The sequence below is a fragment of the Streptococcus sp. KHUD_018 genome (assembly GCF_054861215.1).
Window position 1 is genome coordinate 1,552,225 of record NZ_CM142176.1, and the last position, 21,307, is coordinate 1,573,531.

A 21,307-nucleotide genomic window follows, 5' to 3' on the forward strand; every position below is an offset into this window, starting at 1 on the left:
TAATTATATGATGAACACACACTTTTGTCAAGTTAGATTCCATATTAAGAAAACGGATGCTCAAATCAGGTCCATCAAAATAGTAAGCAAACGAAAAAAGAACCCCAAATTTGGAGCTCTTCAAATCCACTAAGTAAAACAATCCACTGGATTGGATGATTGCTTACGTAATCCTTATCTGCCGACTAAAAAGGTCCCCCGGTTTATAGGGGAATTGCTTTCGCAACTCTCATCCACCGACTAAAACAATCCACTGGATTGTTTTAGCCACCTAGGTATGCTTTTCTGACTTCGTCTGATGCTGCGAGTTCTTTTCCTGTTCCTGATAGGACAATTCTTCCTGTTTCAAGTACATAACCACGATCAGAGATAGCAAGGGCCTTGTTAGCGTTCTGTTCAATTAGGAGAACCGTTGTTCCTTGATTCTGAATATCTTGAATGATATCGAAAATTTCTTGGATAAAGATAGGAGCAAGTCCCATTGACGGCTCATCCAAGAGGAGAAGCTTAGGCGTAGACATGAGAGCGCGTCCCATAGCCAGCATCTGCTGTTCACCACCTGAAAGGGTCGCCGCATCTTGGTTTTTGCGTTCTTCAAGACGTGGGAAGCGTGAGAAAACTTTTTTCAAGTTGGCTTGATTTTCTTCACGATTTTTCTTTAAAAAGGCTCCCATTTCCAAGTTTTCCATAACAGTCAATCCTGGGAAAACATGGCGTCCCTCAGGAACTTGTGAAAGGCCACCTGCCACGATTTTTTGCGCTGGCATCTTTTGAATTTCTTTTCCTAAAAACTGAATTTTACCAGCACTTGGACGAACCAAACCTGAAAGAGTACGAAGAATGGTTGTTTTACCAGCACCATTGGCACCAATCAAGGAAACAACTTCACCTTCATTAACCTCGAAACTTACATCACGAACTGCTTGAATCATACCGTAATGCACAGAGAGGTTTTCAACTTTTAACATAGACATTAGGCTTCACCTCCTAGATAAGCTTCGATAACACGTTTGTTGTTCTTGATCTCATCCGGAGTACCATGAGCAATCAAACGACCATATTCAAGAACATAGATACGCTCAGTGACTTCCATAACCAAATTCATATCGTGTTCGATGAGCATGATGGTAATTTTAAATTCGTCTTTGATACGACGGATCAATTCTGTCAATTCAGCTGTTTCTTGTGGATTCATCCCAGCTGCAGGTTCATCCAAAAAGAGAATCTTGGGTTCGGTTGCCAGAGCACGAACGATTTCTAATCGACGTTGTTGACCATAGGCCAGATTTTTAGCAAGTGTATCTGCATCGCCATCCAAATCAAAAATCTTAAGCAAGCCCAAAGCTTTGCTTTTCAATTCTTCCTCATTCTTATAGAAAGCAGGCAAGCGTAGAAAGCTCGCAAGGACATGTTGTTTATGATGGTTACTAAATGCAATCAAAACATTTTCCAAAACTGTCAGATCCTTGAACAAACGAATATTTTGGAAAGTACGACTGAGTCCAAGTGAGGCAATCTTATAAGGAGTTTTCCCATTTAGGAGGTGACCATCTAGTGTCACCGTACCTTCACTTGGTTCATAAACACCCGTCAAGAGATTGAAAAGAGTTGTTTTACCAGCCCCGTTTGGTCCAATCAGACCAACCAATTCTCCCTCGTTCAATTCAAGAGTGACATCTCCAACAGCTGTTAGACCGCCAAAATGTTTGGTTAACTGTTTAACTTCAAGTAATGCCATTAGTTTTGTCCCTCCTTCTTAGATTTTTTAAAGAAACGTGATAGACTTAATTCCCATGTCCCAAGAAGTCCACCTGGTCTGAAGATCATCACCAATACAAGAGCCAAAGCGTAGATAATCATACGTACACTAGCTACATCTTGGAGGAGCATATTTAAAATTCCTAAAACAATCGCAGAAACGATGGTACCTGTAATAGAACCAAGTCCACCAAATACAACGATAATCAATACGTTGATGGAATTAATAAAGGTGTAATCTTTTGGAACAACAGATCCGATAAAACCAGCCTGAAGTGAACCAGCAATACTTGCTGTAATGGCACCAAAGACAAAAGCGATAATCTTGATCTTTGTAGTGTTTACACCAACGGACTCCGCAGCAATCTCATCCTCACGAACAGATAGAGTAGAGCGTCCGATTGGACTGCGTAAGAAGTTGAGAGTTGCAATAGTTGTGATCACCACAAATAGATAAACCATTTGCCAGTTGGTAAAGTTTGGAATACCCAAGATACCAGCGGCACCATTGGTCAAACTGCCACCATTAATGATAAAGATACGGATGATTTCTGAAACACCTAGTGTTGCAACAGCCAGATAGTCCCCCTTCAAGCGTAGAGTTGGAATCCCAACAAGCAAAGCTACTGCACCAGAAATCAAGGCACCCAAGACCATTGCTCCAAAGAAGGCACCATAGGTTGGTGATTTTGAGCCAATAATCGCTGCTGCATAAGCCCCAATCGCCATAAAACCTGCATGACCGAGTGAGAATTGTCCTGAAAAACCAACGATTAGGTTCAAACCTACAGCAAGGATGATATTAATCCCAATTTGTTCTAAAATTTGGACATGAAATAGATTGAGAACACCAGCAGAAACCAGTACACTGATCAGCCCATAACCTGCTAACAGAAGGAATAACCAGAGAATATTTACTTTAAGATTTGTCTTCATTTGTTTACACCTTCTCTTTCACATTCTTGCCAAGGATACCTGCAGGACGAACAATCAGAATCAGAAGTAAGATTCCATATACGATGGCATCACGGAAATCAGACATACCAAAGGCAGTTGCAAAAGTTTCCAACAAGCCAATCACAAATCCTCCTAGAGCTGCACCAGGAATAATCCCGATACCACCAAGAACGGCCGCAACGAATGATTTTAGACCTGGAGTCACACCCATCAAAGGTTCAAGAGAGTTGTAGTAAAGGGCGATTAGGACACCTGCTGCTCCAGCAAGGGCTGAACCCAAAGCAAAAGTAAAACTGATTGTACGATTTACATTAATTCCCATCAATTGCGCCGCGTCACTATCAACTGATACAGCACGCATGGCTTTCCCCATTTTTGTTTTTTGAACAATCACTTGCAATAAAATCATCAGGAGTAAGGAAACTGCTAAAATCATTAACTGAACATTTGTCAAGCTGATTGGCCCCAAATCATAGCGAACTGTTTGAATGGCTTGAGGAAAGGCGCGAGTATTGGCACCGACCAAGTAAACCATCCCGTATTCCAGTAGGAAAGACACTCCGATGGCAGTAATCAATACAGCAATACGTGTAGAGTGTCGCAAAGGACGGTAGGCAAGAAACTCAATCACAACACCAAGCAGTGCGGTTCCTACCATTGAAATAATCAAAGCTAAAAAGAAATTCATTTGGAAAGAATTAATCAAAAAGTAACCAATAAAGGCTCCCATCATATAAATATCACCGTGGGCGAAGTTGATGAGTTTGATAATTCCATAAACCATGGTATAACCCAGGGCCAAAAGTGCATAAACACTACCCAGAATTAAACCATTCACAAGTTGTTGGAGCATAGCATTCACTCTTTTCTATTGTTATTTTTTAGAAAATTTCTCAATTTTCACAAGTTCATAAACACCGAAACAGGGAGTGAGTCAAAGGCTCATTCCCTATTTCAGCTACTATTCTAATGTTATGGTTTTACAACTTCTGCTGCTTCCACTTTACCATTGTTCATGGTCATCATGTAAGCCGTCTTCACTGTGTTGTGATCTGCATCAAAGCTCGTTTGACCAGTTACACCATCAAAGTCTTTGGTTTTAGCAAGGTTGTCCTTGATTTCACCTGAGTTTTTAGCACCTTTTGCAGCATTAGCTACTAGGTAAACTGAGTCATAGGCCAAAGCTGAGAATGTTGAAGGTTCTTCGTTGTATTTAGCACGGTAGGCTTCAAGGAAAGCTTTAGCTTTTGCAGAAACATCAACTGTAGTTGAGAATCCTGAGATGAAGTAAATGTTTGATGCTCTTTCAGCAGTTGCTTGTTGAACAAATTCTTCACCGTTAAAGCCGTCACCACCAACGATTGGTTTATCAATTCCCATACCACGTGCTTGGTTTACGATTTTACCTGCTTCTGTGTAGTAACCTGGAACAACGATAGCGTCAAACTCTTTCCCTTTCATTTTAGTAAGGGCTGCTTGGAAGTCTGTATCACCTGCTACAAACGTTTCGTCTGCAACAATTTCACCTTTGTAGGCTTCACGGAAAGATTTAGCAATACCTTTAGCATAGTCACTTGCATTGTCCGTATAAAGAACAACCTTCTTAGCGTTCAATTTGTTTGTCACATAGTTTGAAATAATCTTCCCTTGGAAGCTATCTTGGAAAGTTCCGATAAATAGATATTCTTGACCTTTGGTCAATCCATCTTGAGTCGCACTTGGTGAAATCAATGGAACTCCTGCTTGAGTAGCGTTTGCTACAGCTGCAGCAGTTGCACCAGATGTCGCAGGTCCTACGATAGCTGTAACTTTTGATTGGGTCACTAGGTTAGTTGTAACAGAGGCAGCCTCAGCAGTTTCAGATTTGTTATCTTTATCCACAACTTCGATTTGTTTTCCATCGATACCACCTGCAGCATTGATTTCATCAACAGCAAGTTGAGCACCTTTTTGTTCAGAAGTACCATAGGCAGCTACAGCACCTGTTTCTTCAAAGTTAAAACCGATTTTGATCGTCTTTTCGTCTACTGGGTTACCAGTTGTATTTGACGCTCCTGACTTGACCTCTCCACAAGCAGCGAGAAGAGCTACGCTAGCAAGAGCCACAAAAGATAGGGCAAATTTTTTCTTCATTTTTAATCTCCTTATAGTTGTTTCAAAAATAGTATGTTAAGAATATACCGAATTATCAGAAAATTGTCAACACATTTATCTCATTTTTTAAATGATAACGTTTTCCTCAGTGCGATAGAGATTGCCAACAAAGGGAGTTTCTAACTCTTGAATGTGGCAACGTCTTATTTTTTTGATAAATCTTTCCTTACCTAATCTCTCAACTAAGTCATCTAGCTCCTCAGTTGGAACATAAAGTTGCAGGTAGCGATGTTTTTTGGAATGGTAACAGATATCACCGTATTCCTGAAGTTTTTTTGCATCTCGATTATAGTAAAGATAGATGATTAATCCTGATCGATTTGTTTTTTCAAACATGAGGGATCCTCTTTCTAAGAAATCTTCCCCTATTATACCAAAAAAAGCAAACTCCGTCGAGTTTGCTTTCTAGGTTGCTTAGCTCAAAGAATTGTTAGCCATGATTTCATCAATGAAGCCATATTCGAGCGTTTCTTGGGCACTCATCCAGTAATCACGTTCAGCATCCGCGTGAATTTGCTCAACTGATTTACCTGAGTTATCTGCAAGGATTTGCTCCAAAGTCTTACGAGTTTTGAGCAAGTGTTCTGCAGCGATTGCCATATCTGTTTGTTGAGTACCACCACCTGTACCACCCATTGGTTGGTGAATCATGTACTCTGCATTTGGAAGCATGAAGCGTTTGCCTTTTGCTCCACTTGATGCAATGACAGTCCCCATAGATGCTGCCATTCCCATAACGATGGTTTGAACATCTGCCTTAATAAAGTTCATGGTATCAACGATTGCCAAACCAGCTGAAACAGAACCTCCAGGTGTGTTGACATAAAGGTAAATATCTTTTGTACTATCTTGGGCATCCAAGAAGAGCAACTGGGCAATAACTGAGTTGGCCATATTATCTTCGACTGGCCCAGTTAGCATGATGATGCGGTCTTTCAGAAGACGAGAGTAAATGTCATAGGAACGTTCTCCACGGCTTGTTTGTTCAATAACTACAGGAATCATTCATTTCTCCTTTTAATGTTGAATTTTCTTAGTCATGCGACTCAATACAGAACTATTATATCTTTTTGGTCAAAAAAGGTCAAATTTTTGCTCTATACTATCGACAGAATCAAAAATTCAACCTCCTCGCGAAATTAGAAACATCCTCCAATTTCATCTTTAAGACTCTATCTGAGTCTTATTTCGTACCGAACAAGCGGTCTCCAGCATCTCCGAGACCTGGAACAATATAGCCATGTTCATTCAAGTGTTCGTCCAGAGCTGCTGTAAAGATCTCTACATCTGGGTGTGCTTCTTGAAGAGCTTTCACTCCTTCTGGAGCAGATACTAGGCAGACAAACTTGATATTTGAAGCGCCACGTTTTTTAAGTGAATCTACTGCCAAGATTGCTGAGCCACCTGTTGCCAACATTGGATCAACGACAAAGATTTGACGTTGGTCAATATCCTCAGGCAATTTCACCAAGTATTCAACTGGTTGAAGGGTTTCTTCATCACGGTACATACCAATGTGCCCAACTTTTGCTGCTGGAACCAAGCTCAAGAGTCCATCTACCATCCCGATACCTGCACGCAAGATTGGGACAATCGCCAATTTTTTACCAGCCAATTGTTTTTGAACGGTCTTTGTGATAGGTGTTTCGATTTCCACGTCTTCAAGTGGAAGATCACGAAGTACTTCATATCCCATCAACATTGCAATCTCATCTACTAGCTCACGAAAAGCTTTTGTAGAAGTGTCTGTACGTCGCAAGATTGACAATTTGTGTTGAATGAGTGGATGATTAATGACTTCAATTTTTCCCATTTTCTGAGTTCCTTCTTTCAATTTATTCTTCTTATTATATCAAAAAACGGTTTAAAAAGCTTTCTAAACCATTTATTTTTATTAAATTCTAAATCAAATCTGCCTCTTGGAGAGCTGTCTGAACAGTCTCTAATGGTAAATGGGTCAACTCGGTGCCTTTTTCGTGATAAAGGTACTGGGCATAGTCATCCATTCGGTACTGGTTGATATAAACCACGCGCTTGCAACCAACTTGTAGCAGTTGTTTGGTACAGTTGAGACAAGGAAAATGGGTCACATAGGCTGTAAAACCTCTTGGAACACCTCGTTCAGCCCCTTGTAAGATGGCATTGACCTCAGCGTGAAGGGTTCGGACACAGTGACCTTCAATGACCAGACATTCGTGATCGATACAGTGCTCCGTTCCTGATACAGAACCATTGTAGCCTGTTGAAATGACTTTATTGTCCTTAACGAGGACAGCTCCCACCTTGGCACGTTTGCAGGTCGAACGATTGGCAATCAGTAAGGCCTGGGCTGCAAAGTACTCATCCCAAGCCAGTCTTTTTTCTGTCATAATTCTTCTCCTTATCCCCTATTTTTTGAAAAATGGCAAGCGTAAATCTGCAATCTTTTCAGCTGGAACCTTCATTCCATCCTTGATCCATTTGAGCAGAACCGATACGATGGCAGAGCTCCAAAAGGAATGAAGGTAGCTGCTAACGCCTTTTGACTTTCCGTGGTATTTTTCCAAAAATTCCTGCATGGCTTGGACAAAAATCTTTTCTAAGTGGTAGTCCAGAGCAAGTTGGATAACCTTGGCTTCTTTCTTGGCTGCTCGAAAAAGATGCACCCAGACCAGATAAAGATCGGTTTTGACATCGTAGTGGCTCAACTGTTCCATAATGTTATGGACACTGCGTTTAAAGACACTTTCTAAAATCGCTTCCTTGGAGTCATAATTGCGATAAAAGGCAGCGCGTGAGACACCGGCCCGCTTGACCAACTCTGAGATACTAATCTTAGCCAAGTCTTTTTTCTCCAGAAGTTGCAAAAGAGCCGTCTCGATTGCTTCTCTGGTTAAAAAATTGGATTCTTGATTTGATTTTCTGAGATTTTCAAGAGATTTTTCAGATATTTTACGTTCAGACATAACAATTTCTTTCTACTTGTGACAACAGAGAGGTGGTACTTTTGTTTCAAGGGCTTTCATGATATAATTGTAAAAAAAGACAGAACCTTTGTCAATGTATAAGTGACAAAGATGGAGAATTTCTATGACTTGGAAGATTGTAGCTGACTCTGGTTGTGATTATCGTCAACTAGCAACTCCTGCTATTGATACTGAATTCATCAGTGTACCATTAACCATTCAAGTAGCTGATCAGGTCTTTATCGATGATGCCAATCTCGACATTGATCGTATGATGGAAACCATGTATGCGACTTCTGAGGCTTCAAAATCAGCTTGCCCTAGCCCTGATGATTACTTGCGTGCATTTGAAGGTGCCAAACATATTTTTGTCGTTACTATCACTGGTACTCTTTCAGGTAGTCATAATAGTGCACAACTCGCTAAAAATATCTACCTTGAAGAACACCCTGACACTCAGATTCATGTGATTGATAGTTTATCTGCAGGTGGGGAAGTTGACTTGATTGTCGAAAAAATCAATGACTTGATTGACCAAGGACTTTCTCATGAGGAAGTTGTTGAAGCTATTACAGCCTACCAAGAAAAAACGAAGTTGCTCTTTGTTCTTGCTAAAGTTGATAACTTGGTCAAAAATGGTCGTTTGAGTAAGCTTATCGGTGCAGTTGTTGGCCTTCTCAACATCCGTATGGTTGGGGAAGCAAGTGAAACTGGAACCTTAGAGCTTCTTCAAAAGGCTCGTGGTGCTAAAAAGTCTCTTCAAGCAGCCTATGAAGAACTCATCAAGGCTGGCTATGCTGGTGGTCGTATCGTCATGGCTCATCGCAGCAATGAAAAATTCTGTCAGCAATTGTCAGACCGCTTGCTGGAAACATTCCCACAAGCCAATATCAAAATCCTCCCAACGTCTGGTCTCTGCAGTTTCTATGCAGAAGATGGCGGTTTGTTGATGGGATATGAAATTAACTAAGATTATTGAGCAACAAGAGATGCCAAGCATCTCTTGTTTTTTGTGGTACAATAGAGCTATGAAACATTTTGATACTATTGTCATCGGTGGTGGACCTGCTGGCATGATGGCTACGATTTCCAGTAGCTTTTATGGTCAGAAAACTCTTCTCATCGAAAAAAATCGGAAACTGAGTAAAAAATTGGCCGGTACAGGCGGCGGTCGCTGCAATGTGACCAACAATGGAACTTTAGATGACCTATTAGCTGGCATCCCTGGAAATGGGCGCTTTCTATATAGTGTCTTCTCTCAGTTTGATAACCATGATATCATCAACTTTTTTACGGAAAATGGAGTTAAACTCAAGGTTGAGGACCACGGACGCGTCTTTCCTGCTAGCGACAAGTCTCGAACCATTATTGAAGCTTTGGAGAAGAAAATCACTGAACTCGGTGGTCAAGTCGTTACTCAAACAGAAATTGTTTCGGTTAAAAAGATAGACGACCAGTTTGTCCTCAAGTCCGCAGACCAAACCTTCACTTGTGAAAAACTCATTGTCACAACTGGCGGAAAATCCTATCCTTCTACAGGCTCGACTGGTTTTGGTCATGAGATTGCCCGTCATTTTAAACATACCATTACCGAGCTTGAAGCTGCTGAAAGTCCATTGTTGACAGATTTCCCTCACAAAGCGCTTCAGGGCATTTCACTAGACGATGTGACCCTAAGCTATGGCAAGCATGTCATCACTCATGATTTGCTCTTTACCCACTTTGGTTTATCTGGCCCTGCTGCCCTACGCATGTCCAGCTTTGTCAAGGGTGGTGAGATCCTCTCACTGGATGTCTTGCCTCAACTTTCTGAGAAGGACTTAGCTGCATTTCTAGAAGAAAATCGGGAAAAATCCTTGAAAAATTCTTTAAAAACTTTACTTCCAGAACGCTTAGCAGAATTTTTGGTTCAAGGCTATCCTGAAAAAGTCAAACAACTGACTGAAAAGGAACGGGAACAACTTCTCCAGTCCATCAAAGCACTCAAAATCCCTGTGATTGGAAAAATGTCCCTTGCCAAGTCCTTTGTTACTAAAGGTGGCGTCAGTCTCAAAGAAATCAATCCTAAAACTCTGGAAAGCAAACTCGTTCCCGGCCTCCACTTTGCTGGCGAGGTACTGGATATCAATGCCCACACGGGTGGGTTTAACATCACTTCTGCCCTCTGTACCGGCTGGGTGGCAGGCTCAAATCCAATAAATACCAAATAAGAAAGGAAGTCCTTTGGAACATATTATTTTACTAAGAGGCGTTACTCCCAATGGAAAAAATGCTATCCCAAAAATGTCTTATTTGGTAAATATTTTGACAGAAGCTGGTTTTCAACACGTTCGAACCTATATTCAAAGTGGGAATATCATTCTTGAAAGTGAGTTGGACTTGGAAGAAATACGAGAACGCATTCATACTCTGATAAAGGAAAAAATTGGAGCTGACTTAAAAATGGTTATCAAGAATAAGGACGATTTTGAAAAGATTGTTCAAGAGAACCCATTTAGAGAAGACTATCTTCCTGATCGTGTGCATGTGATCCTTTATCAAGGACTTATCCAAAGTCTGCCATTAGAAAATTTGAAAGCTGACTATGGTGAGGAAGAAATTTGTGTAGGCGATCACTGTCTCTACCTCTATCTCCCTAGAACTGCAAAACGAAAAAAGCTCAATACCAACTATCTTGAAAAACTTTTTGGCGTGGATCTGACCATGAGAAAGCTAAATGTAGTAGAAAAGTTACTAACAAAATAGGAGAACAAGATGAACAGACGCGAAACAGTCGAATTTGTCAACATGTGCATGATTAAAAACGGAAACAAAGTTCTAGTTCAAGATCGAGTTAGTCCCGACTGGCCCGGCATCACTTTTCCTGGTGGTCATGTAGAGCGTGGGGAATCTTTTACCGATGCAGTTATCAGAGAAGTCAAGGAAGAAACTGGACTAACCATATCCAAACCTCAACTTTGTGGTATCAAAAACTGGTACGATGACGAGGATTACCGCTATGTCGTCCTCTTTTACAAGACAGAACACTTTACTGGTGAACTCCAGTCTTCAGACGAAGGTACTGTTTGGTGGGAAGAATATGAAAATCTTTCTCGTCTAAAACTTGCAACTGAGGATATGTCAGACATGCTGCGTGTTTTTTTAGAAGACGATTTAAGTGAATTCTTTTACTACAAAGACGGTGACGACTGGCTTTATGAGTTAAAATAAAAGAGCAGAAAAAAATGACCTGAGCTTCAAAAGTTAACTTTTGAAGCTCAGGTCATTTCTTAGTTCTTTTTAATCTGATAATAAATAAGGTCCGCAACGTAGTCTTTTCTCTCCACACCATTGGTAATGGTTTTTAGATAAGACATTCCCGCTTTTTCCATCACACGGCCTGAAGCTGGGTTGAGACTGGCATATCGTGCTCTGACCTTTTGAAAACCTGCTTGAGTAAAACAAAAGTCTAACACAGCTTTTAAGGCCTCTGTCATCATACCACGGCCCCAGTATTCCTTGCCTAGCACATAGCCAATTTCACAACTTAAATCTTCCTCGTGTATTTCAACGATGCTGATATCTCCTATCACTTGCTCAGGGTTTTCTTTGAGACAAATGGCCCATTTGTAATAGTTAGGATTGGTATAGGATGCACCCCAATTTCGAATCGAGTTTCGAGTCACCTCAACATCAGGATGAGGATCCCAGATGACATAGGTCAGACTCTCAGCAGACGAAGCCCAATTTTGAAACATGGCTTCCGCATCACTCTCCACAAATCTTCTCAAAATCAAACGGTCTGTCTGTAATATTTGCGTACCGATTGCTTTCATAATGTTACCTCGCTTTCTCAGCTTAAGGCAAGGAGCTAAAAAAGTCCACTGGACCTTCTTCGCTTTCTCATTTCTAGGCTCAGGGTAAAAACCTCCACTGGAGGTTTTTACTCCCAGAAGTCATCAAATACGGTGATTGGTAGGTGGCGTTTGTGTTGTCCTTTATGCCACCAGTTTTCAATAATCGCTTGAGCTTCTGAGCTGATTGTTTTGCCTTCTAGGTAGTCGTCAATCTCTTCATAAGTGACTCCCAAGGCTACTTCATCAGCTATCCCTGGTTTTTCTTCTTCTAGGTCTGCTGTTGGGATTTTTTCATAAAGGGCTGGGTCCGCACCAAGTTCCTTCAAGAGTTGTTTTCCTTGGCGTTTATTGAGGCGGTAAAGAGGAAGAATATCCGCACCACCGTCACCAAACTTGGTAAAAAAGCCTGTGATATTTTCCGCAGCATGATCTGTTCCAATGACCGCTCCGCTATGGGCACCCGCAAGGGCATATTGGGCAATCATACGGCTACGCGCTTTAATATTGCCCTTATTAAAGTCTGAAACAGAGCTTCCTGTCGCTTCAACTGCTACTGTCATAGCGTCAGCTGATTCCTTGATATTCACAACCAAGCTGACATCTGGCTGGATGAAAGCGAGGGCTTTTTGAGCGTCTGCTTCATCAGCTTGCACTCCGTATGGCAGGCGGACAGCGATAAATTGGTAGCTGTCATCTCCTGTCTCTGCCCGCATTTCTTCCATAGCTAATTGCGCCAAGCGCCCTGCCAAGGTTGAGTCCTGACCCCCAGAAATCCCTAGTACAAAAGTTTTAAGGAAGGGATGTTTTTTTAGGTATTTTTTTAAGAAGTCAATTGAACGACGGATTTCTTCCTGGGCATCGATTACTGGTTTGACACCCAATTGCTGGATAATGGTCTCTTGCAAACTCATTCTTCCTCTCCTTCACCAAGGGCTTCCTTGCGCATCTTATCAATCAAGTCCATCTTGTCTTGCCAAATATCACGCGCCAAGTCCACTGGATAATGTTGCGGATTGAGTACCCGTTTATACTCATCCCAAAGCTTGTCAAATTCCTTACGTGCATAGGCCTGAATCTCAGTCAAACTAGGCAAGCTATAAACTAATGTTCCTTCTTTGAAAATATCCACCAAGAGAGGAACGGCATCAAAATTACGAACGGTTTTTTTGATGTAAGTATAAGTTGGATGGAACATCTTGATTTCTGTCATGCCACTCACATCCACACCATCATAAGTAATGTAGTCACCTTCTGACTTGCCTTTTTCACGACTGGTAATGCGCCATACCTGCTTCTTACCTGGCGTAGACACTTTTTCCGCATTATTAGACAGTTTGATAGTATTGCGCATCTGACCATTTTCATCTTCGATCGCAACAATCTTATAAACTGCCCCAAGAGCTGGCTGATCATAGGCTGTAATCAGCTTGGTTCCCACACCCCAGACATCAATCTTGGCTTTTTGCATCTTGAGGTTGAGGATAGTATTTTCATCTAGGTCATTTGAAGCATAAATCTTAGCCTCTGTAAATCCAGCCTCGTCCAATTGTTGACGGACTTTCTTAGAAATGTAGGCAATATCCCCAGAGTCAATCCGCACACCCATAAAGTTAATCTGATCACCCAGTTCACGCGCCACTTGAATAGCAGCTGGCACACCGATGCGAAGCGTATCATAGGTATCTACTAAAAAGACACAGTCACGATGAGTCGCCGCATAAGCCTTGAAGGCTTCATAGTCGTTTCCATAAACCTGTACCAAGGCATGAGCATGGGTCCCCAATACTGGAATACCAAAGAGCTTCCCTGCACGCACGTTGCTGGTTCCATTAGCGCCACCAATCACGGCTGCGCGTGTTCCCCAAATAGCCGCATCCATTTCTTGCGCACGACGTGTCCCGAACTCCATCAAGGGTTCATCCTCAATGACCGAACGAATACGTGCTGCTTTGGTCGCTATCAAAGTTTGAAAGTTAACGATGTTCAAGAGAGCCGTTTCGACCAATTGACATTGGGCTAGGGGTCCTTCAACCTGCACAATCGGCTCATTAGCAAAAACCAAGTCCCCTTCCTGAGCGGAACGAACCGTCAACTCCAACTTGAAATTGCGGAGGTAATCTAAGAACGCCCCATGATAGCCAAGCGACTCCAAGTAGGCAATATCGCTATCTGAAAAGCGCAAGTCTTCAAGATAGTTCACAATTCTTTCCAAACCAGCAAAAACTGCATAGCCGTTCTGAAAAGGTTGCTGGCGGAAGTAAACCTCAAAAACCGCCTTCTTATTGTGAATTCCTTGGTCAAAGTAAACTTGCATCATGTTAATCTGGTACAAGTCCGTGTGCAATGTCAAACTATCATCTGGATACATCTGTTTTCCTTCTTCCTACTTTACAAAGGTATGAACGTATTCTACCACTTTCACACCGTCCGATAAATTAGTACTATTATAACACATTTTACCGAGATTGATAAAAAGATAACAAGCTATTCTCCGTTCTCCAGTTCATCCATATCTTGCTCAAACTTTTTTTGAGCCCATTCTCCAAAATTTCTTAAAGTAAGGTTTCCAATAAAAACCCATGGAAGATAGAGAAGATAAGTAAGGATCCAAGCAGACAGATATTTAAAATTCAAAGGATTATGCTGATAAATCTCAATATTGAACTGGTAGTTCTGTAGCATCAAGATGGCTGTAATTGCAAGAGTCACTACTAAGCATCCCAAAATCGTAAAATGAAAACGACTGTAGTAGGTCACTCCAAGTTTTCGTGCACGATTGAAAAAGAAGAAAATTCCTAAAAGAAGGGTAACCAGAAGAATATTAGAATTAAAAAGAGCAGGTGCTAATACTGCCACCAAATAACTTAGCAGAATGAGCCCGATAAACACATGAAAAGACTCTGTCCCACTTTGTTGATCAGTTGCTCTTCTCTTTCGTCTAGTAATTGATAATAAAAAAATCTATTCTTCATCTTCTTCCTCCCAAACTTGCTGATTTCTGCGATTCAAGTATAGGATAACTCTATCCATAGAATAACTCCCAACGAGATAGATGATAACTGCTAGAACCACTTTTAGGGAGTACTTCCAAGTCAATAGACTGACCAGTTCCTCGCGATTTCCTATGATATCAATCAATAAAACCACTATAGAAAATCCCAAAGCAGATAAAATTCTTTCTTTTCCAGTATTCTCAACAATATCTCGAATGTCAATTCCAACATACATGCGGCGAATAATGGCATACAAACCGACTCCAATCAATAAAAGTAATTCTGGTAAATAGGACAGAAGTGTTAAATTGAAAATATAAAGTTTGGCAAAAATTCCCAGTGCCAAAAATAGGCACATTCCCAAGAGAATTTCTCCTGAAATCTTTTCATCCAATTTTTCCGTACGTTCATCTTTGATCACAAGTTTTTTTCTATTTTTCATCTTCGTCCTCCCAAAATAATTGATCTAAAGTTTTTCCTAAGCATCTGCAAATAGACTGGCAAAGGGAAAGACTAGGATTGTATTTCCCAGCTTCAATCAGACCAATAGTCTGCCTAGTAACACCTACAGCCTCTGCCAAATCGCCTTGTGTTAAATCAAGCTCCACCCGAGCTAATTTTAATTTTAAATTTTTAGCCACTAGCATCCTCCTTCAAGTTTTTAAAAAGTTGCGCTTCTTTTAAAAAATATTATACCATATATCTAACTTAATGCAATATATAAATGTCATTTTGTAAGATTTTATTAACAAAAAACTCTCTACCACAAAAAATAGAGAGTGTTACCTTTAAATATAGGATTTCAAAATATCGACGACGTCACTTCTTTTCTTGACCTGATAGGCCTTGATGCCCAATTTCTCAGCTGCGATTGTATTGTCCTCAATATCGTCTAGAAAGACACAGTGTGTAGGATCTAACTGATATTTATCGAGAATCTCCTTAAACATTGCCAAATCAGGCTTTATAGCTTTTATATCACAGGATAGGACAAAACCATCTAAAAGCTCCTTTAAGGGAGATAATTGCTCCTCCAGCAAGTCATAAAATACCTTTGAGGTATTGGACAAGACAAAGATGCGATGCCCCTTTTTCTTTAGTTCTGACAAGACAGGAAAGACTTCTGTATAGATATCAATGTAGCTAGGCCAATTCCAGATAACCTCTTCGACCTTCTTTTGATAGGTATTTCCAATCATCGACACAACTTTAAGCACTAATTCTTGTCTCGTCATGGTACCAAGATCTAATCTTTCCCAAAGCCCCGACTGAAAGATAGTCTTATCTAACATCAGATAATCTTTCTTCGTATCCGAAACACCTTGTAGAATCTTATCCTTGTTCCATTCTAACAAGACGTTGCCCATATCTAGTATGATGTCCATTAGCCCACCTCCATAATTATGTGAAGATTTCCTCTCTGCTTTATGCCTTCATGTTTACCTTACAAATCCTTTTGGTAATAAAATCTTTGCCTTGTGTAGGGATAGTCTTGCAAGGTAAAGACTTCCTTGTAGCCATGCCTTTTATAAAAATCTGGCGCTTGAAACTGGTAAGTATTCACGAAAGCAAACTGACAGTTTCGTTTCTTAGCTTCACTTTCAACTTCCTGCAATAGTTTTGAACCGATTCCCTGTCCTCGCGATTCCTCTTTCACAAACAAATACTCGATTTCCAACCAATTTCCAAAAGTCTCTGCTACTAAACCTGCCATAAGATTGCCCTTTTCATCTTCGACATAAAGATTCAGTGGCTCGCTTTCAGCCTCTTCTCTTTTGGAGCGATTATAAGCACGAATCAAATTCCCTATTTCTTGCGCTTTCTGGGACGCTTTATTTTCCAATCTAAAGTGCATCCAAACCTCCTTCGAACTGTTACAGCTTGATTATAATCTTATTTCAATAGACTGTCAAACTAAAAAGAACTCACCAAGCAAAGTTGATGAGTTCATGATTTATTTCCTAAATTTCCACTGGCTATAAATTCCGAAACCGATAATCCAGATAGCAGAACCAACTGCCCCCATGAAGGTAGACTCTTGTAAAAAGAGGGTTACAAAGACAAAGATAAAGAAGAGCATGGTTAAAGGATTTAAGAAACGATACTGAGGCATGAGGTAGCCATCCGCCATGAAGTCTTGTGACTTGCGGTATTTGAGATGGGCCACCATGATCAAGATATAAATCGCGATGTAAACACCTGATGAAGACGCCGTAATCAAAGCAAAGGCATCGGAAACACCTGGCAAAACATTGATAAAGGCAGCTAGAGCAATCAAGATTGCTGAGGCAATAATGGCATTTTGCGGAACATTATGACGAGAAAGAGTATCTGCCTTAATAGCTTTTAAGAAGCGATTGGGCGAATCATGGGCAATCTGGTAGAGGTGTCGCCCTGTTGAATAGAGGGTTGAGTTAAGAGCAGACGCTGCCGACGTCAAAACGACAAAGTTAATCAGAGCCGCTGCCCACTTGATACCTGCTAGTTCAAAAACCGTTACAAATGGTGAATCTGAAGAAGCAAGTTCTCTCCATGGAATGATAGACATAATGGCCAATAGGGCTCCACCATAGAAGAAGACAATTCGAAGAGGAATTTCCTTAACTGCTTTTGGCAAAACCTGACGAGGATTCTTTGTTTCAGAAGTTGTCACTCCGATAAACTCAATCATCAGATATGCAAAAAATACCATTTGAAAGGCCATGACAAAGTTCATAACACCGTTTGGAAAAAGAGAGAACTGATTGCTGATATTTGCCAAACTTGCAGCACCATGCGGTGTCTCAAATCCAGTTAAAACCATAAAGGCTCCCGTTGCAATCATAGCTAAAATAGCCACAATCTTAACCATAGCAAACCAAAACTCGACTTCTCCAAAGAGCTTAACCGCAATCAGATTGACCAAGGCCAAAATCGTTAAAAAGACAATCTGAATCAGCCAACTAGGCCAGCTAGGAAACCAAAACTGAACATAATGCGAAATCGCAGTGATTTCTGCCATACCGATAAAGACGACAGACAACCAATAAGACCAAACTGAGAAATAACCCCAGCCTTTCCCCAAATGACGGGTGATAAAGTTGATAAAAGTATGTTGTTCTGGATCCTGGTAGAGCATCTCTCCAACAGCCCTCATCATCAAAAACATAAAGGCTCCTGTAATCATGTAAATCAGGATGATAGAAGGTCCAGTAAGGCTGATAGAACGACCAGCACCTAGGAAAAGACCTGTTCCGATTGTTCCCGCAATAGCCATCACCTGAACATGGCGATTGGTTAATCCACGATCCATCTTATTTTTTTTCTTATTTTCACTCATATAGTCTCCTATTTTATTCAAAAAACCAAAAAGGAGTTGAGCAAGGCAAAGCCTCTACTACTCCTTTTTCATTCTATTTAGGCTGTTTTTTCAACCTTTAAGATTTTGACATCATAGCTACCAACTGGTGTTTCAATGGTCGCTGTATCACCAGTCTTCTTGCCAATCAAAGCACGGCCAATCGGACTTTCATTTGATACTTTACCAGCAAAAGCATCTGCACCTGCGGAACCGACGATGATGTAGACCTCTTCTTCGTCTTCACCAACTTCTTGGATTGTTACTGTCTTACCGATAGCTACCTCATCTTGGGCAACTGCATCGCTATTAACGATTTCAGCATAGCGAATTTTTGTTTCTAAACTTGAAATTTGTCCTTCAACAAAAGCTTGCTCATCCTTAGCTGCTTCATACTCACTGTTTTCTGAAAGATCGCCATATGAACGAGCGATTTTGATACGTTCTACCACTTCAGGACGACGAACGAGTTTCAACTCCTCTAATTCTTTTTCTAGTTTTTCCTTCTCTTCAAGGGTCATTGGGTAAGTTTTTTCTGCCATTTTTCTCAACTTTCTTTTCTTAATTTGTTTTTAAAACAAAATTATGTGGAAAACCACATAATTTTAGTTTGAACTACTTGATTGGGTTAGTTTGCTATTGATATGTTCTGCAACGTTTTGATCATGTTCTTCTTTGGTCGTTGCAAAGTACACTTTACCATCTTCGACATTGGCTACAAAGTATAAGTAGTCACTCTTTGTCTGATTTACACTTGCTTCGATGGCATCCAGACTTGGACTGTCTACCGGTCCAGGCATGAGGCCAAGGTGTGTATAAACATTGTAAGGTGAATCAATCGTTGTATCAATTCCAGCATCATCCGCTAGGCTAATCTTTTGACCAAGCTTGCCTTGAGCATACAGGATAGCGATATTACTTTGAAGTGGCATACCGACATTCAAGCGGTTATAGAAGACACCTGCGATTTTCTTGCGGTCTTCTGTCTTAGCACCTTCTTTTTCAACAAGAGAAGCGATACTGAGCAATTCATTGACTGTCAGGTTCTTTTCTTTGATCGTAGCGTAATATGGTGACATAGCCTTATCCATAGCAGCTAACATCTCATCAATCAAACTTTCAACTGTAGTGCTTTCTTTGATGGTATAAGTTGCTGGGAAAAGGTAACCTTCTAGGCGATAACGAACGCCACTGTCTTTTGTTGGGAGACTTCCAAGAAGGTTTGGATACTTGGCTACTAATTGTGAGATAAAGGTCTCATCTTGAGCTTTTGCTAAGAAGGCATCCGCTGTAAGCGGCTCTTTAAAGTCACCTTGAAGTTGACCTACCGTTTGAGCAATTTGCTCCAAAGTATATCCTTCTGGAATTGTCAAGCTTGCAAGAGCTGGTTCTTGTGGTTCAGGAGTTCCACCTTTCTGCAATTCTTGGATCAATTCATCTGTACTCATGCTCTTCTTCAAGTTGTAATAACCTGATTTTAAGTCTGCACTCTTATATTTAGCATATAAACTAAAGATAAGTCCATGTTTTACCAAACCAGATTTTTCCAAAGTGCTCCCAATTTCTTGAACATTTGAACCTTCTGGGATTTGAACCGTTACGTAGTCCTTAGAGCTCGCATCAACTGGTTTTAAGGATTCTTGAACGTATCCATAACCAAAGAATCCACCAATACCTACGAGCACTAGGAGAACTAGGAAAGTTAGCAAGCAACCTTTGGCTTTTGATTTCTTCTTTTTCTTAGCTGGTTTTACTCCTTCACGGCGACTACGACTTGGAGAATCTGTTAGGTTATCAACTTTCTCAACTGGAGCAGGGACTACATTCTCCACAACAGGAGGGACTGATTCTTCTTTATTGTCATCCATTTTATAGGAAACAGCCACTTTAGTTGGAGTAGTATTAAACTCTTTCTCTTCCTTTTTAGGCTCTACAGCATCAATCTTGGCTGGTGCAGGCTCTTCTAGTTTTGACTCTTCTGGTTCTGGTGCTGGTGCTGTCACTTCGCTTGATTCAAAACTTGGGCGTGGTGGCACACTTGGGGCATTTTTAAGGATTTCATCGACAGTTGACAGAGAGTCTACCATTAAATCTTCTGTGGCAAGATTTGATTCTTGTTCAGAAGGGGCAGGTGGAGTTACTTGAGAAGATGGAGTTGGTGGGGTAGTTGGACTTTCATCCTCTTTTCCTCTTCTTTCTCTCTCTCTGACTCTCTCTAAATCGCGTAAAATCTGTTCTTTAAAGCTTAATGTTTCTTCTTCTCTTGATTTCTCGCTCAAAAGCTTTACCTCCTTGTTGGCAATCCATAACATTATATCTTAAAAGTCGCAGAAAAGCAACAAAATATACCTTTCTCTAACTATATTTCTTGTTTTCAAGGCTTCCAAACCATGTTATACCAAGTCTCACCTGCATAAGTAGATTGGGATAGTCCTTCATTGACAAAACCATGTTTCTCATAATATGAGATAAGATAATCATGACAAGTCAGGTTAATGCCTTCTCGTTCATGTTCTAAAGCGACTTCTTTTAGAGCCGTCAGTAGTTTTTTCCCCACTCCCAAAGCTTGCGCTTCCTTGGCTACCGACAGACTCGTTACTGAGATATAACCACCAGACCGATGACTATGGTCTTCTACTTTTTCAGTAAAGGACTGATCTTGTAGATGACGATGTGGGACGACCGGACCTTCAATGTAGCCAAGGATACGTCCCTCTTTTTCAGCGACGAGAAAGCTGGTCTGAATTTCACGTAAATGCGCCTCAAAGACGGAACGAGGAATGGCTTCCTCAAGGGAGAAATTCTCAAGCTCTATCTCTAAAATACGATCTAAATCCGAAAATCTTGCTTGTCTGATTTTCATATTTCCTCCTGATAAAAAGGATTAGCCCAAGTCAGATACCAACAAGAACCACTGTCATATTGGCTCTCTGTCACTTCTTCCTCAACAAAGCCATTCATTTCAAAATATGATAGTAACTCATCAGGACTTTGCAAAAGAATACCTTGATAATCTAGCTCGACAGTCACCTGTTTCAAGGCTGCAAGAAGAAGAGTTCCCAGCCCTTGTCCCCAATGATTCGGATGAATAGTCAATGATTTTATTTCTATCCATTTGGAATGAATAGACTGAGCTTCTCCTAAAACATAGCCCAGAAGCTGATTTTCATCCCCAGCTACAAGAAAGGTATCCGCAGTCTTGCGGATACTCTCTTCTAAGGATTGGTGGCTAAGTGTCTCTTCTGATGAAGGATTGGCTTCTTCAATCGCCAACACTTCTTCTAAATCTGATAAAGTAGCTTGCCTTATAGTGATTGGAATTTCCAT

Annotated in this window: 26 protein-coding genes and 1 pseudogene; 4 read left to right on the forward strand and 23 right to left on the reverse strand. The window is 40.8% G+C overall.

Going from position 1 to position 21,307, the window contains the following annotated elements:
• Nucleotides 1-263: 263 nt before the first annotated feature.
• From ACVBD2_RS07820 to ACVBD2_RS07865, 10 genes are all read right to left on the reverse strand, one after another.
• Nucleotides 264-974, reverse strand: a complete 711-nt coding sequence (locus ACVBD2_RS07820; RefSeq protein ID WP_461685544.1) for an ABC transporter ATP-binding protein — start codon at nt 972-974, stop codon at nt 264-266.
• Entirely contained in the window at nt 974-1,738 is a 765-nt protein-coding gene (locus ACVBD2_RS07825) for an ABC transporter ATP-binding protein (RefSeq protein ID WP_001186019.1), read from the reverse strand. Before ACVBD2_RS07825 ends, ACVBD2_RS07820 begins: the two co-directional genes overlap by 1 nt.
• Nucleotides 1,738-2,694, reverse strand: coding sequence for a branched-chain amino acid ABC transporter permease (locus ACVBD2_RS07830; protein ID WP_000856262.1), 957 nt, complete (start codon nt 2,692-2,694; stop codon nt 1,738-1,740). Before ACVBD2_RS07830 ends, ACVBD2_RS07825 begins: the two co-directional genes overlap by 1 nt.
• A 4-nt stretch (nt 2,695-2,698) precedes the next feature.
• Nucleotides 2,699-3,568, reverse strand: coding sequence for a branched-chain amino acid ABC transporter permease (locus ACVBD2_RS07835; protein WP_000941418.1), 870 nt, complete (start codon nt 3,566-3,568; stop codon nt 2,699-2,701).
• Between the two features lie 119 nt (nt 3,569-3,687).
• On the reverse strand, nt 3,688-4,848 hold the full coding sequence (locus ACVBD2_RS07840) for an ABC transporter substrate-binding protein (protein WP_000726138.1): 1,161 nt from the start codon (nt 4,846-4,848) through the stop codon (nt 3,688-3,690).
• Nucleotides 4,849-4,935: 87 nt separating this feature from the next.
• Nucleotides 4,936-5,205: a YlbG family protein gene (locus ACVBD2_RS07845; protein ID WP_000462107.1), complete on the reverse strand. Its 270-nt coding sequence runs from the start codon at nt 5,203-5,205 to the stop codon at nt 4,936-4,938.
• Between the two features lie 78 nt (nt 5,206-5,283).
• Nucleotides 5,284-5,874 (reverse strand): ATP-dependent Clp protease proteolytic subunit ClpP, encoded by a 591-nt coding sequence (gene clpP / locus ACVBD2_RS07850; protein ID WP_000613467.1) that lies wholly within the window; start codon nt 5,872-5,874, stop codon nt 5,284-5,286.
• A gap of 178 nt (nt 5,875-6,052) precedes the next feature.
• Complete coding sequence (upp, locus tag ACVBD2_RS07855) at nt 6,053-6,682, reverse strand: uracil phosphoribosyltransferase (protein WP_084946900.1); 630 nt, start codon at nt 6,680-6,682, stop codon at nt 6,053-6,055.
• A gap of 88 nt (nt 6,683-6,770) precedes the next feature.
• A complete protein-coding gene (locus ACVBD2_RS07860; protein ID WP_000136990.1) occupies nt 6,771-7,238 on the reverse strand; it encodes a deoxycytidylate deaminase in 468 nt (155 codons plus the stop codon).
• An 18-nt stretch (nt 7,239-7,256) separates the two neighbouring features.
• The gene (locus ACVBD2_RS07865) at nt 7,257-7,814 is read right to left on the reverse strand and encodes a TetR/AcrR family transcriptional regulator (RefSeq protein WP_084946898.1); all 558 of its coding nucleotides are present in this window, start codon (nt 7,812-7,814) and stop codon (nt 7,257-7,259) included.
• A 124-nt stretch (nt 7,815-7,938) separates the two neighbouring features.
• Here ACVBD2_RS07865 and ACVBD2_RS07870 point away from each other — a divergent pair, with 124 nt between their 5' ends.
• From ACVBD2_RS07870 to ACVBD2_RS07885, 4 genes are read left to right on the forward strand one after another with little or no spacing between them, the layout of a single operon-like run.
• Nucleotides 7,939-8,784 carry a DegV family protein gene (locus ACVBD2_RS07870; RefSeq protein WP_461685545.1) on the forward strand — a complete coding sequence of 282 codons (846 nt, stop codon included), beginning with the start codon at nt 7,939-7,941 and terminating at the stop codon, nt 8,782-8,784.
• 58 nt (nt 8,785-8,842) lie between these two features.
• The gene (locus ACVBD2_RS07875) at nt 8,843-10,024 is read left to right on the forward strand and encodes a BaiN/RdsA family NAD(P)/FAD-dependent oxidoreductase (RefSeq protein ID WP_461685546.1); all 1,182 of its coding nucleotides are present in this window, start codon (nt 8,843-8,845) and stop codon (nt 10,022-10,024) included.
• A 13-nt stretch (nt 10,025-10,037) separates the two neighbouring features.
• A complete protein-coding gene (locus ACVBD2_RS07880) occupies nt 10,038-10,559 on the forward strand; it encodes a DUF1697 domain-containing protein (RefSeq protein WP_125424562.1) in 522 nt (173 codons plus the stop codon).
• 9 nt (nt 10,560-10,568) lie between these two features.
• Nucleotides 10,569-11,024, forward strand: coding sequence for an 8-oxo-dGTP diphosphatase (locus tag ACVBD2_RS07885; RefSeq protein WP_125424561.1), 456 nt, complete (start codon nt 10,569-10,571; stop codon nt 11,022-11,024).
• 59 nt (nt 11,025-11,083) lie between these two features.
• On the opposite strand, the gene ACVBD2_RS07890 is transcribed toward ACVBD2_RS07885, so the two are convergent.
• The 13 genes and pseudogenes from ACVBD2_RS07890 to ACVBD2_RS07950 all read right to left on the reverse strand — a co-directional run bounded on the left by ACVBD2_RS07890 (nt 11,084) and on the right by ACVBD2_RS07950 (nt 21,307).
• Nucleotides 11,084-11,629 carry a GNAT family N-acetyltransferase gene (locus ACVBD2_RS07890; protein ID WP_461685547.1) on the reverse strand — a complete coding sequence of 182 codons (546 nt, stop codon included), beginning with the start codon at nt 11,627-11,629 and terminating at the stop codon, nt 11,084-11,086.
• A gap of 107 nt (nt 11,630-11,736) precedes the next feature.
• Complete coding sequence (gene nadE, locus ACVBD2_RS07895) at nt 11,737-12,561, reverse strand: ammonia-dependent NAD(+) synthetase (protein ID WP_125424559.1); 825 nt, start codon at nt 12,559-12,561, stop codon at nt 11,737-11,739.
• Nucleotides 12,558-14,018, reverse strand: coding sequence for a nicotinate phosphoribosyltransferase (locus ACVBD2_RS07900; protein WP_461685548.1), 1,461 nt, complete (start codon nt 14,016-14,018; stop codon nt 12,558-12,560). The genes nadE and ACVBD2_RS07900 overlap by 4 nt, the downstream gene beginning before the upstream one ends.
• A 116-nt stretch (nt 14,019-14,134) precedes the next feature.
• A pseudogene (locus tag ACVBD2_RS07905) lies at nt 14,135-14,622 on the reverse strand (DUF6773 family protein).
• A complete protein-coding gene (locus ACVBD2_RS07910) occupies nt 14,612-15,085 on the reverse strand; it encodes a DUF6773 family protein (protein WP_173258683.1) in 474 nt (157 codons plus the stop codon). The pseudogene ACVBD2_RS07905 and the gene ACVBD2_RS07910 overlap by 11 nt, the downstream one beginning before the upstream one ends.
• Nucleotides 15,075-15,284, reverse strand: a complete 210-nt coding sequence (locus ACVBD2_RS07915) for a helix-turn-helix transcriptional regulator (protein ID WP_461685549.1) — start codon at nt 15,282-15,284, stop codon at nt 15,075-15,077. Before ACVBD2_RS07915 ends, ACVBD2_RS07910 begins: the two co-directional genes overlap by 11 nt.
• 147 nt (nt 15,285-15,431) lie before the next feature.
• Nucleotides 15,432-16,028: an HAD family hydrolase gene (locus ACVBD2_RS07920; RefSeq protein ID WP_461685550.1), complete on the reverse strand. Its 597-nt coding sequence runs from the start codon at nt 16,026-16,028 to the stop codon at nt 15,432-15,434.
• Between the two features lie 59 nt (nt 16,029-16,087).
• The gene (locus ACVBD2_RS07925) at nt 16,088-16,498 is read right to left on the reverse strand and encodes a GNAT family N-acetyltransferase (protein WP_461685551.1); all 411 of its coding nucleotides are present in this window, start codon (nt 16,496-16,498) and stop codon (nt 16,088-16,090) included.
• Between the two features lie 99 nt (nt 16,499-16,597).
• Complete coding sequence (locus ACVBD2_RS07930; protein ID WP_461685552.1) at nt 16,598-17,962, reverse strand: amino acid permease; 1,365 nt, start codon at nt 17,960-17,962, stop codon at nt 16,598-16,600.
• Nucleotides 17,963-18,039: 77 nt separating this feature from the next.
• Nucleotides 18,040-18,522, reverse strand: a complete 483-nt coding sequence (gene greA / locus ACVBD2_RS07935) for a transcription elongation factor GreA (RefSeq protein WP_000818765.1) — start codon at nt 18,520-18,522, stop codon at nt 18,040-18,042.
• Nucleotides 18,523-18,585: 63 nt separating this feature from the next.
• Nucleotides 18,586-20,292, reverse strand: coding sequence for an endolytic transglycosylase MltG (mltG, locus tag ACVBD2_RS07940; protein ID WP_084946870.1), 1,707 nt, complete (start codon nt 20,290-20,292; stop codon nt 18,586-18,588).
• A 62-nt stretch (nt 20,293-20,354) separates the two neighbouring features.
• Nucleotides 20,355-20,843, reverse strand: coding sequence for a GNAT family N-acetyltransferase (locus tag ACVBD2_RS07945; RefSeq protein WP_461685553.1), 489 nt, complete (start codon nt 20,841-20,843; stop codon nt 20,355-20,357).
• Nucleotides 20,840-21,307, reverse strand: a complete 468-nt coding sequence (locus tag ACVBD2_RS07950) for a GNAT family N-acetyltransferase (protein ID WP_125838358.1) — start codon at nt 21,305-21,307, stop codon at nt 20,840-20,842. The genes ACVBD2_RS07945 and ACVBD2_RS07950 overlap by 4 nt, the downstream gene beginning before the upstream one ends.

Bases quoted from the DNA above. Each gene is read 5' to 3' on its own strand.
- ACVBD2_RS07820 (WP_461685544.1), bottom strand. From the start codon at position 974: ATGTCTATGTTAAAAGTTGAAAACCTCTCTGTGCATTACGGTATGATT.
- ACVBD2_RS07825 (WP_001186019.1), bottom strand. From the start codon at position 1,738: ATGGCATTACTTGAAGTTAAACAGTTAACCAAACATTTTGGCGGTCTA.
- ACVBD2_RS07830 (WP_000856262.1), bottom strand. From the start codon at position 2,694: ATGAAGACAAATCTTAAAGTAAATATTCTCTGGTTATTCCTTCTGTTA.
- ACVBD2_RS07835 (WP_000941418.1), bottom strand. From the start codon at position 3,568: ATGCTCCAACAACTTGTGAATGGTTTAATTCTGGGTAGTGTTTATGCA.
- ACVBD2_RS07840 (WP_000726138.1), bottom strand. From the start codon at position 4,848: ATGAAGAAAAAATTTGCCCTATCTTTTGTGGCTCTTGCTAGCGTAGCT.
- ACVBD2_RS07845 (WP_000462107.1), bottom strand. From the start codon at position 5,205: ATGTTTGAAAAAACAAATCGATCAGGATTAATCATCTATCTTTACTAT.
- clpP (WP_000613467.1), bottom strand. From the start codon at position 5,874: ATGATTCCTGTAGTTATTGAACAAACAAGCCGTGGAGAACGTTCCTAT.
- upp (WP_084946900.1), bottom strand. From the start codon at position 6,682: ATGGGAAAAATTGAAGTCATTAATCATCCACTCATTCAACACAAATTG.
- ACVBD2_RS07860 (WP_000136990.1), bottom strand. From the start codon at position 7,238: ATGACAGAAAAAAGACTGGCTTGGGATGAGTACTTTGCAGCCCAGGCC.
- ACVBD2_RS07865 (WP_084946898.1), bottom strand. From the start codon at position 7,814: ATGTCTGAACGTAAAATATCTGAAAAATCTCTTGAAAATCTCAGAAAA.
- ACVBD2_RS07870 (WP_461685545.1), top strand. From the start codon at position 7,939: ATGACTTGGAAGATTGTAGCTGACTCTGGTTGTGATTATCGTCAACTA.
- ACVBD2_RS07875 (WP_461685546.1), top strand. From the start codon at position 8,843: ATGAAACATTTTGATACTATTGTCATCGGTGGTGGACCTGCTGGCATG.
- ACVBD2_RS07885 (WP_125424561.1), top strand. From the start codon at position 10,569: ATGAACAGACGCGAAACAGTCGAATTTGTCAACATGTGCATGATTAAA.
- ACVBD2_RS07890 (WP_461685547.1), bottom strand. From the start codon at position 11,629: ATGAAAGCAATCGGTACGCAAATATTACAGACAGACCGTTTGATTTTG.
- nadE (WP_125424559.1), bottom strand. From the start codon at position 12,561: ATGAGTTTGCAAGAGACCATTATCCAGCAATTGGGTGTCAAACCAGTA.
- ACVBD2_RS07900 (WP_461685548.1), bottom strand. From the start codon at position 14,018: ATGTATCCAGATGATAGTTTGACATTGCACACGGACTTGTACCAGATT.
- ACVBD2_RS07910 (WP_173258683.1), bottom strand. From the start codon at position 15,085: ATGAAAAATAGAAAAAAACTTGTGATCAAAGATGAACGTACGGAAAAA.
- ACVBD2_RS07920 (WP_461685550.1), bottom strand. From the start codon at position 16,028: ATGGACATCATACTAGATATGGGCAACGTCTTGTTAGAATGGAACAAG.
- ACVBD2_RS07925 (WP_461685551.1), bottom strand. From the start codon at position 16,498: ATGCACTTTAGATTGGAAAATAAAGCGTCCCAGAAAGCGCAAGAAATA.
- ACVBD2_RS07930 (WP_461685552.1), bottom strand. From the start codon at position 17,962: ATGAGTGAAAATAAGAAAAAAAATAAGATGGATCGTGGATTAACCAAT.
- greA (WP_000818765.1), bottom strand. From the start codon at position 18,522: ATGGCAGAAAAAACTTACCCAATGACCCTTGAAGAGAAGGAAAAACTA.
- mltG (WP_084946870.1), bottom strand. From the start codon at position 20,292: ATGTTATGGATTGCCAACAAGGAGGTAAAGCTTTTGAGCGAGAAATCA.
- ACVBD2_RS07945 (WP_461685553.1), bottom strand. From the start codon at position 20,843: ATGAAAATCAGACAAGCAAGATTTTCGGATTTAGATCGTATTTTAGAG.
- ACVBD2_RS07950 (WP_125838358.1), bottom strand. From the start codon at position 21,307: ATGGAAATTCCAATCACTATAAGGCAAGCTACTTTATCAGATTTAGAA.